The sequence below is a fragment of the uncultured Maribacter sp. genome (genome assembly GCF_963975365.1).
In the GTDB taxonomy this organism is placed as follows: domain Bacteria; phylum Bacteroidota; class Bacteroidia; order Flavobacteriales; family Flavobacteriaceae; genus Maribacter.
In genome coordinates, this window is record NZ_CAXBGF010000001.1 from 13,160 (window position 1) to 28,611 (window position 15,452).

The window sequence follows — 15,452 nt, forward strand, 5'->3', positions numbered from 1 at the left end:
TAAAATGTTATGGATATGAATTCACCGTTTATGCAAGACCAACGAAAAACCATTGATGCCATCGACGTTAAAATCCTAGAATTGCTAGGAAAACGTATGCGATGTTCACATGCCATTGGCCATTACAAGAAGCAGCAGAATTTGCCCATTGTACAAGGACAACGCTGGCAAGAGTTGTTAGCGGCCCGTATAGCACAAGGAAAGGAAGAAGGTTTATCCGAAGCTTATATTGGTACTATTTTACACACCATACATGACGAATCGGTTCGGGTACAAAAGCAGATCGTAGAAGGTTGATCTGTGGTAAAAAACCAAATGCATCGGCTCTAATTAAAAGTAACTCCACGTATCATTCAAATTAAAACGGGGTACTGTTTTATAGTAAGATTACCGGCGTACTAGCGTTCTTTGGCATAAACTTTACATAGGTAGGCTATTGCTTTTTGTAACAAATTCCCTTAAGTTACGTCCCATATTTACGTACCATACATCATTAATAATTGCAGGATATGAAAGCAGCCCTACGTAGAACATATGGCTCGCCAAGCCGAATAACATTAGAAAATATTAAAAGACCAGAACCAAAGGACAACGAGGTTTTAATACAGGTACATGCTACCACGGTCAATAGAACAGATTGTGCCAACCTAACGGCAAAACCGTTTATTATGCGGTTTATTTTGGGATTGTTTACCCCACGTAAAAAAATTATGGGAACCGATTTCGCTGGTGAGGTGGTTGCATTGGGCAGCCATATTAAATCTTCAAAAATTGGGGATAGGGTTGTCGGTTTTGTGGACATAGGCGCTGCGTCTCAAGCGGAATATGTGGTATCGGCAGAAGATGAAGTATTTCCAATCCCTGAAAATATCGATTATAAAGAAGCGGCAGCCAGTATAGAAGGCGCCCATTATGCCTACACCTTTATTCATAAAACGAATATACAACCGGGGCACAACATTCTAATCAATGGGGCAACCGGTGCCATAGGCTCTGCACTTTTGCAATTCGTACGGCAATATGATGTAAAAATAACGGCCACTTGTAACACAAAAAATAGGAGGTTGATAGAAAACCTGGGAGCCGATAAAATTTACGATTATACCAAAGAAGATTTTACGACCGATACGGAGAAGTATGATTTTATTTTTGATACGGTAGGCAAAAGCACCTTTGGGAAATGTAAGCCCTTATTGACCAACAAAGGCGTGTATATTTCCTCGGAGTTGGGACCATATGCCCAAAATATTTTTTATGCGATTTTTACCTCAAAGACAAGAAAAAGTGTAGTGTTTCCCATACCGTACAACAAGAAAATAACGCTACCCTATATATGCGATTTGTTGAAGAAGGGTGTTTTTACACCGGTTATTGACAAAACCTATACGCTTTATACTATTGCCCAAGCTTACGAATATGTACTTAAGGGCGAGAAAACAGGCAATGTGGTTATTACGATGTTGTGAGGAATTTTAATGTAATTCTTTTGCTTTTTTAAAAAACCGCCAAAAATTACGGAAAACCGTACTACCCTTCTTGTAAGTATTTCTATCTTGTGCAGTACAATTACAAAGCACTCCCCCTACCTTTTTAATTTAGAACAAAACAACTAGTAGATTACGTTTAGCCACCGATATTTGGTGATATAGGTAATTATACATATATCCGTACGTTGGCATTCATTTAAAAAACACAAATTGCAAATATGAATTTAACACCAAAAGAATTTGAACTACTTCTTTGTGAATTTAGCAGACAGGATTTACCAAAAAACTTTACAGTAGAACATGACATTAAAGACATTGGTGAGGAAAGTGAAAATCAAAGACAGATTGACACTAAAATTAAAGGAAAATTGGGCGTTTCAGATATCTTAATATGTGGCGAAGCAAAAAATTGGAATAAAGCAGTAGGAAGTGAAACAATAGACGGATTAGTCGGGAAATATCTATCTGGAGAAATTAGAGCGAATAAAGTTATAATATTTTCAAATCAAGGTTATACTGAACCAGCAATAAAAAGAGCCAAACAGATTGGAATTGAATTAATACAGCCTAAAGAATTAGGTATCCCAATAAAAAATATACCACATATTATCGGAGTTGGATATTTAGGACAGATGATGATTACGACAACTCATAAAAGTCCTCAACAAAATCTAATGGCTATAAATCCAGATGATTATATTATAATAAAAGGAGATGAACGGATTTCCTTTCAACAGAATATATTTAGGCTGATAAAATCAAAGTTGAGAAAAATAAGAGATAAAAGTATATACACTAATTATTCAGAATTTGAATTGATTGATAATAATGTGTTATATGAGCTAAAACAAAAACCTGGATATAAATACAATGCAGATTTAGAAATAAAAGTTTCAATGAAATGGATTTACTTTTATGAGTTTTTATCATCGGGAATATTACACCATTTAAACAGTAATGAAGATAAATTTGTTAACCTACAAAAGAGCAATGAAACACATTTACAGAATGTACTAATGTCACCAACTAAACAAGATTTTGGGGATAGAGGACAATGTATAAAGGAAGTTGTAGAAAAAAATACTGCATACACTTTTAATATGTGTTTGGTTGACCCAGACAGAAACAAAACACATCCACAAGAACCATTGTTTAGTTTAGTATAGAACGAAATGCCAAAACCGCAAAAGTTCATTCATTCAAAAACAAGACTACGATTAAAATGATAAAATCGACCAAAAACTACATAGTTATTTTCCTCATAACTTTTGCAATAAGCTGGTTATGTACAATCTTTTATTTTGACAAAAATGAATTCGATATTGAATTCAGGGAAAAAGCAATGACTACTGCAGAAATATTTAATTTTGGTACACAGGAAGTTGTTGAGGAATATAATGACGGAAGGAGTGTTAATGCATATGACATTGATTATATAGAATATTCCTATTTTGTGAATGGAAAAAATTATAAATACGGAAGTGAACATTTTCCAAAAGAACTTTCTATTGGCGACGAAATTGAAATAGAATATGTAAAAAGCAATCCGGCAAGTAGTAGATTAAAAGGTTTAAAACAGTACAGATTTAATTTTTTCATAAGAAATTTAATGATGGTGAGTATTTTTTCATTCTTAATTATGTTAGGTGCTTTTTATGTTTTTGACATCTTCAATAATAGGGATACTGGGTGGAGACATTAAATATAATAAAAGATAAAATCAACGCTAAAAAAAACGAAATGCCAACACCATATATAAGCTATGGCTTGGTCAGCACTCACTTGGAAAATCCTTCGGATTTTCCAAAGCCAGTTTTTATCAGGAAAGGTCTGTGCCGAGACACGCCACAGCTCATATACATAACCGTTAGCTGCAACCAAAAAACGAAATGATACCATTAATAAAAAATATATTTATAACGATTTTGGCTGCGTCTTTTATTTCTTGTAACGGACAAGTAAAAAAGGAAAAGCAATCTCTCCAGGCTGAGAAAGTTTCAGAAACGGTCAAAATACCGATTCCTGAGAATGGATTTTCAAATGCCTATCTCGACAAAGACGGTACTATTTGGTTTAGCAGTAATGGCGGTGGTATATATCATTATAATGGAAAAGCATTTAAAAACTATACCGAAGAAAACGGAATAAGCAGTAACCAAGTCTATTCCATTACCTCCGACGATAAAAATAATATGTGGTTCGGAACTCAAAACGGTTTAACCAAATACGACAGAAAACAGTTTAAAAATATTCCTTTACCATACCAAGACACCACAACAGGTTGGATTAGTACTGTTTACCCCACTCTAAGCCCGAATGCTGCACATTCTTTAGCAACAGATAATAACAATAACTTATGGATTGGTACCGCTGGTTATGGTGCATATAAATACGATGGGAAAAACTTCAAATCCTATTTAATAGAAATAGGCAAAAAACAAGAAGACAGTTTATATCACAATTGGATACCATTTATTAGAAAGGACAACAAAGGAAATATGTGGTTTGCTTCAATGACTCACGGAGGAGTCAATCAATTCGATGGTAAAAAGTTTACTCAATTTTCAATTAAAGATGGATTAAGTGACAGCCAAGTTAGAACCATTTACTCTGACCAATCTGGAAAAATATGGATAGGCTTCAATGGAAATAGAAATAGTGGGTTAACCGTATATGATGGCAAGTCATTTAAAACTTATTCAGAAGCAGATGGTCTTTGTAATAAAAGAGTAAGAGCCATTTACGAAGCCAAAAATGGTAATCTTTGGCTTGGAGCACAATTTGGGAATTTATGTATTTTTAATGGCGAAAAATTTTCTGAGTTTAACTATAACGAACAAACTTTTTCTGATGTGTTTTTTATAATAGGTGATTTAAAAGACAACATTTGGTTTGGAGGGGCAAATGGAATTTGGAAATATGACGGAGAAATGGTAACTGAAATGACAACGAACGAATAATAAAATGGCAGCAGTTAACAATGTTATAAAAAATAGGCGAAATAGTAGTAAAATAAAAGCTTTTGGCTCGTATCAAACTTTGTTCTTAACCGAATGTTTAGAGCTTCGAAATCGCCTACTTTTCATATACGAACCGTTACCAATTTAAATCTTTATTAAAGTAACATTAAAGCCTCTAATTCGTCAATAGGTTCACCCAACCCCTTTAAGATGCAATTCGTAACTTCCATTAAACGCATTTTTCGTCCTTCCGAAAAACACAAGGGTATTTGGCCCATAAAAATTTATGTGCTTAAACTATTTTTCTTTCTCATGTTCGTGTTCGTTGCCAAAGACGCTTGGGCAGAATTAATTAGCCATAAAGGCGATTTGAACGTGGAAGTAGCCATTGCTTGGTGCTCCATAGCTGCCTATACCACCTTATCCGGTCTGGGAATTTTCCACACCTTAAAAATGTTACCGATACTGCTCTTTATGCTTTTATACAAAGGCCTTTTTCTATTTTTCGTGGCCTATCCGTTATGGAGTTCGGGCACCTTAGAAGGCAGCGAAGCGGAAGGTTGGGCCCAAATTTTTATCTTGATCGGTATCCCAATTCTCTTTACACCTTGGAAATATGTTTTTAATACGTTTGTTTTAGGAAAAGACTAGGTTCATTTCTTTTAAAATTAGAGGTTAGAAGAAAATTAAGAATTCTCACGAACAACAATCACCAATAACCAAAAATTTTGGTCTTCGCATTTTCCATGGAAATGAGTATATTCATAGGAGGTAAAAACCAACACCTTCCCTAATGTTTATAAAACCCCCTTGGCCCTATGAAAACAACCGATACCATTTTTGATGCCATCGTAATAGGTTCGGGCATTTCAGGAGGATGGGCCGCCAAAGAGTTATGTGAAAAAGGTTTAAAGACCTTGGTGCTGGAACGGGGAAGGGAGGTAAAACACCCTGTAGACTACCCCACCGCAACCAAGGATATCTGGGAATTTAAGTACCGTGGGGAAATGGGCCGTGACTATAAGGAGGCCAACCCCATTATGTGCAAAACAGCCGGTCTGGATGCATCCAACGCCCATTTTTTTATTGAGGACAAAGATCAGCCCTATGTACAGGAAAAACCGTTCGATTGGTTCAGGGGCTACCAAGTTGGGGGCAAATCGCTTACATGGGGCCGCGCTTGCCACAGGTGGAGCCAACATGAATTTGATGCCCCTAAGAAATTAGGGTATGGTATGGACTGGCCCATAGATTATAAAACGGTGGCGCCTTGGTATTCCCATGTAGAAAAATTCGTAGGCGTTTGCGGCAATAAAGATGGTTTGGAGGCCATGCCAGATGGCGAATTTCTGCCACCGTTCGAGTTCAGTTGCGTGGAAAAGGCAATGCAGGAACGCATACGGGAACATTATCCGGATAGGCACATGGTGCATGCAAGATGGGCCCACCTTACACAGCCCACCGAGTTGCATTTGCAACAAGGGCGCGGTAAATGCCAGGCCCGTAACCTGTGCATGCGGGGCTGCCCTTATGGCGGCTACTTTAGCTCGGTTTCTTCTACCCTGCCCTGGGCCGATAAGACAGGGAATATGACCTTACGACCATTTTCAGTAGTACATTCCATTATGTACGATGAAAATAGCGGGCAGGCTTCCGGTGTAAAAGTCATTGATGCCGAAACCAAGGAGGTGATAGAATTTAAGGCCAAGATTATTTTTTTGAATGCTTCGGCCTTGAATACGAATATGATCTTGCTCAATTCAAAATCGGAACGTTTTCCAAACGGACTAGGTAACGATAATGGGCTTTTGGGCAAGTATATCGGTTTTCATCTGTACCGGGGCAGTGCATCGGCAAAAATGCCCGGATTCTTGGATGGCTATGTATTTGGCAGAAATCCTACCGACCCCATTATTGCCAATTACCGGAATTTAGGAAAAAAGGAAATGGATTATGTTGGCGGATTTACCACCTATTGCGGGGCCTACAGAGCACGTAAATCGAGCTTACCAAAAGGAGAAGTGCAATTAGGGGCTCCTTTTAAAAAGGCATTGACCGAAGCGGGCGATTGGCACATTTATATGTACATGCAGGGCGAGACCATCCCAAAGGCCACGAACCGCGTGTACCTAAGCAAAACCGAAAAGGATCCTTGGGGTATTCCACAATTGGTGACCGATGTAAGTTATGACGATAACGATGAAAAGATGATTGCCGATTTTTTGAGTGAAAGCAAGGCGATGCTAGAAAAAATAGGGGGTACCAATGTGGAAGTGCGTGACAATAAAAACTGGAACCCTGGACGTGACATTCACGAAATGGGCGGTGTACGAATGGGCAACAATCCGGAAACCTCACTTTTGAACGAATGGAACCAACTGCATTTATGCCCCAATGTTTTTGTTACCGATGGCGCTTGTATGACCAGTACGGGATATCAAAGTCCGTCTATCCTATACATGGCCCTCACGGCACGTGCAGCAAACTTTGCGGCAGAAGAATTTAAAAACGGAAAATTTGATGAAAAATAACATCATGGAACAGAAAGTTGGGGTAGGTATAATTGGTTCGCAATTTATTTCGTCCATTCACGTGGAATCTTTAAAACAGGTGCCAGAAGCGGTGATCGTTGCCGTAATGTCTCCCACACCTGGCAACGCAAAACAATTTGCCGAAACCCATAATATCCCAAAGTATTTTACCCAATTGGAAGATATGCTTGCTTTGGAGGAGGTGCACATGGTGGTGGTTGGCGCGCCCAATTACCTTCACTGCGATATTACCCTGAAAGCGGCGAAGGCCGGTAAACATATTGTGGTAGAAAAACCCTTATGCCTTAATATGGCCGAAGCGGACCAAATGATCGCTGCTTGCAAGGAGGCCGAAGTTAAATTGATGTATGCCGAAGAGCTATGTTTTACACCAAAGTATGTACGCCTTAAAGGTCTTTTGGATTCCGGTTCTTTGGGCGACCCCATCATTTTTAAGCAATCCGAAAAGCATGATGGCCCACATTCGGATCATTTTTGGGATGTAGAACGTTCGGGAGGAGGGGTTACCATGGACATGGGTTGCCATGCCATTCAATTTTTTAGATGGTTGAATGCGAATAACCCGGTGGTTTCTGTCTATGCACATATGTCCACCACGGTGCATCGTCATAGAACAAAAGGAGACGACAATGCCATTTTGATATTGGAGTTTGAAAATGGGGTAACGGCAATTGCCGAGGAAAGTTGGACCAAATTGGGAGGTATGGACGATAGGGCGGAGATTCACGGCTCGGAAGGTGTGGCCTATGCCGATGTGCTTCAGGGAAATTCCATACAAACCTATAGTAATAAAGGTATTGGCTATGCCGTGGAAAAAGCGGGCAATACCATTGGTTGGAGTTTTGTAATGTACGAGGAGCTTTGGAACTATGGATTTCCACAAGAAATGGCCCATTTTGTAGATTGCGTGCGGTATGACAAACAACCTTTGGTTACCGGGGAAGATGGCAAAATGGTGTTACAGATCATACAGGCCGCATATGAATCCGCAGGAACGGGAAAAAAGATAAAATTGCCTTTTAATACTACGATCGATAGACCTTATAAATTATGGAAACCTCAAAATTAAACCTCAACAGGAGACAGGCGGTAAAGATGACGGCGACCCTATTAGGGGTCGGTATTATCGGCGCCGATTTTTTTCTTTCGGGCTGTGCGCGTAAAGCAACGAAAATTGAGGGTATTACCGAATCAGTTATTAATTTGTTGGATGAGGTTGGTGAAACCATTTTGCCCGAAACTCCCGATTCCCTAGGTGCAAAAGCGGCACAAATTGGGCTGTTCATAAAGGCCATTGTAGAGGATTGTTATTCACCAGCGGAACAGCATATTTTCATCACCGGAATTAATACACTCGAAGAACGAGCTATGGACCAATACAACACGATTTTTGTGGATTTACCCGCAGAAACAAAATTGGAATTATTGTCGGTTATTGATGTGGAAGCATCCAAAAATGAAGCGGAAACACCAATACATTATTTTTCCATGATGAAACAATTGACGCTTTGGGGCTATTTTAGTTCGGAAATTGGCGCTACCCAGGCATTGCGATACAATAAGGTTCCCCAAGAATTCAAGGGCTGTATACCCTATAAAGAAGGCGACAAAGCATGGGTGTAAAACGATATTACTGCGAGGATTATGAAGCTATGTCGCAAAAAGCGGCCGACCTATTTTTAAGGATACTGGAGCGCAATAGAAAACAAATGGTATGCACCGCTACGGGTGCTTCGCCAACGGGAATGTATCGTTCTTTGGCCGAGGAACGGGAAGCAGAACTGGAATTATTTTCGAAGACACATATTGTCCCTTTGGATGAGTGGCTGGGACTTCCCGAAAACAGTGAGTCATCTTGCCATTTTTATTTACAGAAGCATGTGGTTTCCCCATGGGGAATAGCTCCTAACTGTTATCACGCAATAGACGTTTCAATTCCTTCAAATGAGGTGTGTAAAAAAATTGACGCCATGCTGCAGAACCATGGGCCATTGGATATATGTGTCTTGGGAATAGGGAAAAATGGACATCTTGGCTTAAATGAACCAGCGGATAAATTACAAGCTCATTGCCATATTGCACAACTTAGTGAAATGTCCAAAAACCACAACATGCTACAAAATATGGAAGCGAACCCAAACCAAGGAATTACTTTGGGTATGGCAGATATTTTGTGTTCTAAGGCCATTATCCTTTTATTAACGGGAAAGGGCAAAAAAGAAACGATAGACCAGTTTTTAACGGGACAAATTACTACCGAACTTCCCGCCTCTTTTCTATGGCTCCATCCAAACGTACATTGCTTTATAGATAAGGATAGTATAATCTAATGGGCTTTATATAAATAATATATACAACTAAATCCAATAGCAAAAAGGGAACAGCCAGATACGAATAACCGTCATGTTGAGCGCAGTTGGATTACAAAATCTATCAACCATCAACCATCTATCAAACAACAATTCTACCCCTTCCGAAACTCTCCCGGTGCTACGCCTACCCTCTTTTTAAAAAGGCGACTAAAATATCCAGGGTCGTTGAAATTGAGAAAATAGGCCACTTCGGCAATCGAATATGAGGTATTCAACAAGTATTTTTTGGCTTCATTGATCGTGAAATCCTGTACCACTTTTAAGGCAGAAGTACGGGTTACCGAATGGCATACGCGGTTAAGGTGGGTTTGGGTAATTCCCATGGCATCTGCAAATTTCTTTATGGAAGGCAGGTTTTGGGCGTGCTGCCGTATCAGCTCTTGAAACTGCTGAAAATAGGCAAGGTTGCGATTATTGGATAGTAACGCATCTGAGGTATTTCTAAATTTCTCTCGGTACAGTTCTAGGTACAGCAACTCAAAATACGTTTTTAGCGCCAATAGTTTTTCGGGGGCCTCTTCAAAGATTTCTTTTTGGATCTTGGTTTTCCAATACGTAAATTCTGCAAACATGTCCGTATTGTCCGCAAAAGGAAAGCAATACAACAGGTTGCTTTGCTGTTTAATGGGTGCTTTATCTTTTAACAGGGTATCGTAAAATGAAACGGAAAGGGTAATGACATCGCCCGTAATATGGGGCTCAAAATGAAAACCGTGCAATACATTGGCCGGGACGGTGATGACACAGGGCGAAATAAGTTCTAAGCGTTTACCTTCCGAAAATAAAATTCCACTCCCGGCCTCAATGATGAACAATTGTACCAAGTCCGTATGAATATGTTCTTCAATTTCCCATTCATAGATTTTACTGCGGTCCGCTAAGGGTTCTATATGTATAAAATCGGTTACTAGGGGCAATTGTTGTTCCCCATAGAGACCTTGATAGCGTAGTAAATCGTTCATAAATGTGTATTTAAAACAGGTATTTACTTACATCTAATTTTATTTAAACAACTGAAAAATAATAATTTATGATATAAATTCATGATATATTTGAAGTTAAATATAGTTATTATGTTTATTTTGTCCTATTAATTATTTAAAACGTCCAATCTAGCGTTTCCGTATTTCCCTATTTTCGGTGGCCCGTACTAATACAGTGTTAAACATGAGTGCTTCGACCAACAGTAAATTTGATATGGAGGTGCAACCGCCCTATCTGCATGAACCTTATAAATCAACCATCTTAAGGGCACCTTCACAGCCTTTAATTGTACCTAAAAAGAAAGAAATCACCTTATCGGGTCCACTTTTTAAAGAGTTTAAATTGGGTGCATTGGATCATGACCTTACCAAAAATTCGGTAAAGGATGGTGAACCTATAGGAGAGCGTATTGTGGTACATGGTACGGTAACCAATGAAAAAGGGCAGCCGTTACCCTATACATTAATTGAATTATGGCAGGCGAATTCCGCAGGAAGGTATGTGCATAAAGTAGATCAGCACAATGCGCCCTTAGACCCTAACTTTTTGGGCACGGGCCGTTGCATGACCGATGCTCAGGGGAAGTACAAGTTTTATTCGATAAAACCAGGAGCTTACCCATGGGGAAACCACCCAAATGCTTGGCGGCCAAACCATATTCATTTTTCATTGTTCGGCGGCGATATTGCTAGTAGGCTGATTACCCAAATGTATTTTCCGGGCGACCCATTGTTTGCCTATGACCCAATATTTAAGGCCGTACCACCAAAAGGTAGGGATTTATTAATATCGGAATTCGACCGCTCCATAACCGAACCCAATTTTGCACTTGGATATCGATTTGATATCGTATTACGCGGAAAAAATACAACCCCCTTCGAAAATCTGTAAACGACCATGAAGACATCAGAATTAAAAAAACAGACCCCTTCACAGACCATAGGACCCTATTTTGCCTACGGACTTACACCGCAACAATACGGCTATAATTTTGAAAGCTGGGTAGATAATGACATGACCAAAGGGGTACATGGCGCGGAAACCATTACGATAACGGGAACCGTCTATGACGGCAAGCATATACCTATCGATGATGCCATGATAGAACTTTGGCAAGAGGATGGCGATCATAAATTGTTCGGGCGATATGGAACGGGTACGGAAGAAGGAAATCTATTTAAATTTAAGACGATTAAGCCTAAGTCGGTTAACGGGCAGGCACCTTTTATACATGTAATATTGTTTATGCGTGGGCAATTATTACATTCCTATACCCGCATCTATTTTGCAGATGAGCAAACCTTGAATATTACCGATGAAGTTTTAAACGGTGTTGCAGACGAAAGAAAACAAACCCTAATCGCAAAGCAGAATGGGAACGGTTATACATTTGATATTCACATGCAGGGACCGAAGGAAACCGTTTTCTTTTCCCTATAATAACATTAGAACCTATGTCGCTCTATTCCAAAACCTTTTATGCCAGTGAACTGTACGAACTGTTTTCGGATAGAACGGCTATTGCCAAATTGTTGCAAGTAGAAGCCGCATTGGCCTTGGCACAGGCCAAAATTGGTATTGTACCCAGCGCGGCGGCAAGGATTATCTCAGATTGCTGTGTGGTTGAGGCTATAGACAGCAACGCCTTAAAGAACGATGTGGTGCTGGGCGGTAATGTGGCCATCCCCTTGGTAAAGCAATTGACCAAGGTCATCAAGAACCGCGATTTTGAAGCGTCTAAATATGTGCATCTAGGGGCAACGAGCCAAGATATCATCGATACGGCCACCATACTCACCATGAAGGAATATGTGGGTTGGTTGGAAGAAAAACTAACAGCCTTACAAGACGCCTTGGTAACACTGACCAAAGAACATGTACATACCCTAATGATGGGCAGAACATTGTTGCAACAGGCAAAACCGATGACGTTCGGTCTAAAATCGGCCGGATGGTTAGAGGGTATTTCTAGAAATAAAACGAGATTGGGCGAATTAAAAAAGCGTTTATTCTGTATTCAGTTGGGTGGTGCGGTAGGTAGCGGCAATGCCAATATTACCAGCGAGGTTCAAGTAGAATTTGCCAAAATTCTTGATTTGAACCCGTCATTTCCATGGCAATCGCAGCGCGATTCGTTGGCGGAATTCGCTTCTTTTTTAGGGGTGTTGTCCGGTTCTTTGGGTAAAATAGCAAAAGATATCTCCCTGTTGATGCAGACAGAAGTGGCTGAAGTTTTTGAAGGTGCCGCCGAAGGTAAAGGAGGGTCCAGTACCATGCCCCATAAACGAAACCCAGTAGGCTGTGCCCTCATATTGAGCAATACCACACGAACGCCAGGTTTGGTGGCTACCATATTGGCTTCCATGCCACAGGAACAGGAACGTTCTGCCGGACTCTGGCATGCCGAATGGGAAACGCTCTCAACACTGATGAACCTTACCGGTGGATCTATGGAAAAGGCGGTCGATCTGATTACAAATTTAGAGGTGGATAAAGAACGGATGCTTCAAAACATTGAAATTACCAATGGATTGATCTATGCCGAAAAAGTATCGCTGTACTTATCAAAATCCCTCGGAAAAATGCAGGCGCATGAATCCGTTAAAAAAGCATGTACCATCGCTATGCAACAACAAAAACACTTAAAAGAGGTGGTATTGGAAATGCATCCGCAACTAAAAAACAATAATGAACTGTTCGAGCCCAAAAATGCCATCGGTAATAGTGTGGCATGGGTAGAACACGTTTTAAAATCTTATTCGTAATACATGAAGACCAATTATAAAATTCAGGGTACACCCAACAGTCCCGTTTTGGTATTTTCCAATTCATTAGGGGCAACTATGGCTATGTGGGACGAATTGGTGCCTTACCTCTTGCCTTATTTTAGAGTATTGCAGTACGATACCCGAGGGCATGGTTTAAGTGAAACCACCGAAGGTGAATATAACGTGGCAATGCTTGGGCAAGATGTTATTGACCTTTTGGACGATTTACACCTGGAAAAGGTCTACTTCTGCGGGTTGTCCTTGGGTGGACTGATCGGGCAGTGGTTGGGCATAAACCATCCGGAACGATTGCACAAGTTGGTGATCAGCAATACCGATTCCAAAATAGGCACTGCAGATGGATGGAACGGTCGTATACATACAATTTCCGAAGAAGGAATGTCCGCCATTGTAGCAAGCACGATGGTAAAATGGTTTACCGATGAATTTAGAACCGACAATCCATCCCGCTTAGCGGAAATGACTACCATGTTTTTAAACAATAATCCGGAAGGCTATACTTCTTGTTGTGCCGTAGTTCGCGATGCCGATTTTAGGGCCGATCTAAAAAGCATTTCCGTAGAAACATTGATCATTACAGGAGATGAGGATGAAGTGACCACTAGAGCACAGGCAGAAATTATGCAGCAAGAAATACCGAATGCCATAATAAAGGTTTTTCACGCCAGACATTTACCCAGTACGGAACGTCCAAAAGACTATGTGGAAAGCCTCATTGATTTTCTAATTGGCACGAGCACTTTTGACCGCGGTATGCACGTAAGAAGAACTGTTCTAGGCGATACCCATGTAGACCGTGCCAATGGCACTAAAAATGTATTCAACGAAGATTTTCAAGAATTTATATCCAATTACGCATGGGGCGAAATTTGGACACGCCCAGGATTAACAAAACACAGTAGAAGCATGATTACACTGGCCATGCTGATTGCCCTAAACCGAAAATCGGAGTTTAAAATGCATGTGAAAGCTGCATTCAATAATGGATTAAGTGTTTTCGAACTTAAGGAATTGATTATGCAATCGGGAATATACTGCGGACTGCCCGCAGCAAACGAGGCATTGCATACCGCACAAGAAGTTATTCATGAACTAGGAATCGAATTGTAACGACATGATTAAGATTAAAACACAAGTAGGAATTATTGGCGCAGGACCGGCCGGATTAACTTTAGCGCATTGGTTAAAAAAGAACGGTATCAGTTCCGTAATTATAGAGTTAAGAAGTAGGGAATATGTAGAGGGACGTGTACGAGCAGGACTTTTGGAACAGAACACCGTTGATATCATCAATGATATGGGATTAGGTGAGCGCATGCAAAAAGAAGGCATTACCCACGACGGGGTATATCTAAGTTTTGACCAAGAACGTATACATGTGCCGTTTGCCGAACTGACGGGTGGAAGGCAAATAACCATTTACGGACAACAAGAAGTAGTGAAAGACCTCACGGATGCTTGGTTAGAGGACGGACAACAACTTTATTTTGAAGCAGGGGCTACCAAAATAACGAATTTTGATACGGACAATCCTCAAATACATTTTACGCAAAATGGTGAAGAAGGTATTATTTCTTGTGATTTTGTGGCTGCCTGTGACGGATTTCACGGAATTGGTCGTAAAACTATGCCGAAGGAAAGTTACCAGTCCTATGATATCACCTACCCATTCAGTTGGTTGGGTATTCTGGCAAATGTGGCACCCTCTACGGATGAGTTGATCTATGCCTATCATGAAAACGGCTTTGCGTTACACAGTCTTCGCTCAGAGACTGTAAGCAGATTATACCTGCAAGTGGATAATGATGAAAACATGGAAAATTGGCCAGATGAGCGTATTTGGGAGGAACTGTCCGTGAGATTGGGAACCGAGGGATGGAACTTAAAATCCGGTCCTATATTCGATAAGAGCATTACCCCAATGCGAAGCCACATGATCGATAATCTACAATATGGACGTTTATTTTTAGCCGGCGATGCAGGGCATATCGTTCCCCCAACTGGTGGTAAGGGTTTAAATCTGGCCGTAGCGGACATTAAACATTTGGTAGACGGTATCGTGGATTTTTACAAGCACAATAGTTTTGGGCAATTGGATAATTATACCAAAATGGCCTTGAGGAGAATTTGGCGGGCACAGGATTTTTCCAACTATATGACCCAGCTGTTCCACAAACAAGAAGCCCACGGCTCCTATTCCTATAAATTGCAGAAAGCAAAATTCAACTACATCAAAATGTCCAAAGCATATAAAACCACAATCGCTGAAAATTATGTGGGATTGCCCTTTGAGACGTATGACTTTTAA

Annotated in this window: 16 protein-coding genes; 15 read left to right on the forward strand and 1 reads right to left on the reverse strand. The window is 40.3% G+C overall.

Going from position 1 to position 15,452, the window contains the following annotated elements; genetic code table 11:
* Positions 1-15: 15 nt before the first annotated feature.
* From AACZ49_RS00070 to AACZ49_RS00115, 10 genes are all read left to right on the forward strand, one after another.
* Positions 16-297 (forward strand): chorismate mutase, encoded by a 282-nt coding sequence (locus AACZ49_RS00070; protein ID WP_339650372.1) that lies wholly within the window; start codon positions 16-18, stop codon positions 295-297.
* A gap of 212 nt (positions 298-509) precedes the next feature.
* A complete protein-coding gene (locus tag AACZ49_RS00075) occupies positions 510-1,466 on the forward strand; it encodes an NAD(P)-dependent alcohol dehydrogenase (protein ID WP_339650373.1) in 957 nt (318 codons plus the stop codon).
* A gap of 239 nt (positions 1,467-1,705) precedes the next feature.
* On the forward strand, positions 1,706-2,653 hold the full coding sequence (locus AACZ49_RS00080) for a restriction endonuclease (protein ID WP_339650374.1): 948 nt from the start codon (positions 1,706-1,708) through the stop codon (positions 2,651-2,653).
* A gap of 56 nt (positions 2,654-2,709) precedes the next feature.
* Entirely contained in the window at positions 2,710-3,189 is a 480-nt protein-coding gene (locus AACZ49_RS00085; RefSeq protein ID WP_339650376.1) for a DUF3592 domain-containing protein, read from the forward strand.
* A gap of 187 nt (positions 3,190-3,376) precedes the next feature.
* A complete protein-coding gene (locus tag AACZ49_RS00090; protein ID WP_339650378.1) occupies positions 3,377-4,447 on the forward strand; it encodes a two-component regulator propeller domain-containing protein in 1,071 nt (356 codons plus the stop codon).
* 210 nt (positions 4,448-4,657) lie between these two features.
* Positions 4,658-5,098: a hypothetical protein gene (locus AACZ49_RS00095; RefSeq protein WP_339650379.1), complete on the forward strand. Its 441-nt coding sequence runs from the start codon at positions 4,658-4,660 to the stop codon at positions 5,096-5,098.
* Between the two features lie 389 nt (positions 5,099-5,487).
* Positions 5,488-6,978 carry a GMC family oxidoreductase gene (locus tag AACZ49_RS00100; protein WP_339651425.1) on the forward strand — a complete coding sequence of 497 codons (1,491 nt, stop codon included), beginning with the start codon at positions 5,488-5,490 and terminating at the stop codon, positions 6,976-6,978.
* Positions 6,968-8,068: a Gfo/Idh/MocA family oxidoreductase gene (locus tag AACZ49_RS00105; RefSeq protein ID WP_339650381.1), complete on the forward strand. Its 1,101-nt coding sequence runs from the start codon at positions 6,968-6,970 to the stop codon at positions 8,066-8,068. The genes AACZ49_RS00100 and AACZ49_RS00105 overlap by 11 nt, the downstream gene beginning before the upstream one ends.
* Positions 8,050-8,622, forward strand: a complete 573-nt coding sequence (locus AACZ49_RS00110) for a gluconate 2-dehydrogenase subunit 3 family protein (protein WP_339650383.1) — start codon at positions 8,050-8,052, stop codon at positions 8,620-8,622. Before AACZ49_RS00105 ends, AACZ49_RS00110 begins: the two co-directional genes overlap by 19 nt.
* Positions 8,613-9,329: a galactosamine-6-phosphate isomerase gene (locus AACZ49_RS00115; RefSeq protein WP_339650384.1), complete on the forward strand. Its 717-nt coding sequence runs from the start codon at positions 8,613-8,615 to the stop codon at positions 9,327-9,329. Before AACZ49_RS00110 ends, AACZ49_RS00115 begins: the two co-directional genes overlap by 10 nt.
* A gap of 134 nt (positions 9,330-9,463) precedes the next feature.
* On the opposite strand, the gene AACZ49_RS00120 is transcribed toward AACZ49_RS00115, so the two are convergent.
* On the reverse strand, positions 9,464-10,333 hold the full coding sequence (locus AACZ49_RS00120; RefSeq protein ID WP_339650386.1) for a helix-turn-helix domain-containing protein: 870 nt from the start codon (positions 10,331-10,333) through the stop codon (positions 9,464-9,466).
* A gap of 205 nt (positions 10,334-10,538) precedes the next feature.
* On the opposite strand from AACZ49_RS00120, the gene pcaH reads away from it, so the two are divergent.
* From pcaH to AACZ49_RS00145, 5 genes are read left to right on the forward strand one after another with little or no spacing between them, the layout of a single operon-like run.
* Positions 10,539-11,246 carry a protocatechuate 3,4-dioxygenase subunit beta gene (pcaH, locus tag AACZ49_RS00125; protein WP_339650387.1) on the forward strand — a complete coding sequence of 236 codons (708 nt, stop codon included), beginning with the start codon at positions 10,539-10,541 and terminating at the stop codon, positions 11,244-11,246.
* A 6-nt stretch (positions 11,247-11,252) separates the two neighbouring features.
* Entirely contained in the window at positions 11,253-11,795 is a 543-nt protein-coding gene (gene pcaG / locus AACZ49_RS00130) for a protocatechuate 3,4-dioxygenase subunit alpha (protein ID WP_339650388.1), read from the forward strand.
* 14 nt (positions 11,796-11,809) lie between these two features.
* Positions 11,810-13,120, forward strand: coding sequence for a 3-carboxy-cis,cis-muconate cycloisomerase (gene pcaB / locus AACZ49_RS00135; RefSeq protein ID WP_339650390.1), 1,311 nt, complete (start codon positions 11,810-11,812; stop codon positions 13,118-13,120).
* A 3-nt stretch (positions 13,121-13,123) separates the two neighbouring features.
* A complete protein-coding gene (gene pcaD, locus AACZ49_RS00140) occupies positions 13,124-14,254 on the forward strand; it encodes a 3-oxoadipate enol-lactonase (RefSeq protein ID WP_339650392.1) in 1,131 nt (376 codons plus the stop codon).
* Between the two features lie 4 nt (positions 14,255-14,258).
* Positions 14,259-15,452 carry a 4-hydroxybenzoate 3-monooxygenase gene (locus AACZ49_RS00145; protein WP_339650393.1) on the forward strand — a complete coding sequence of 398 codons (1,194 nt, stop codon included), beginning with the start codon at positions 14,259-14,261 and terminating at the stop codon, positions 15,450-15,452.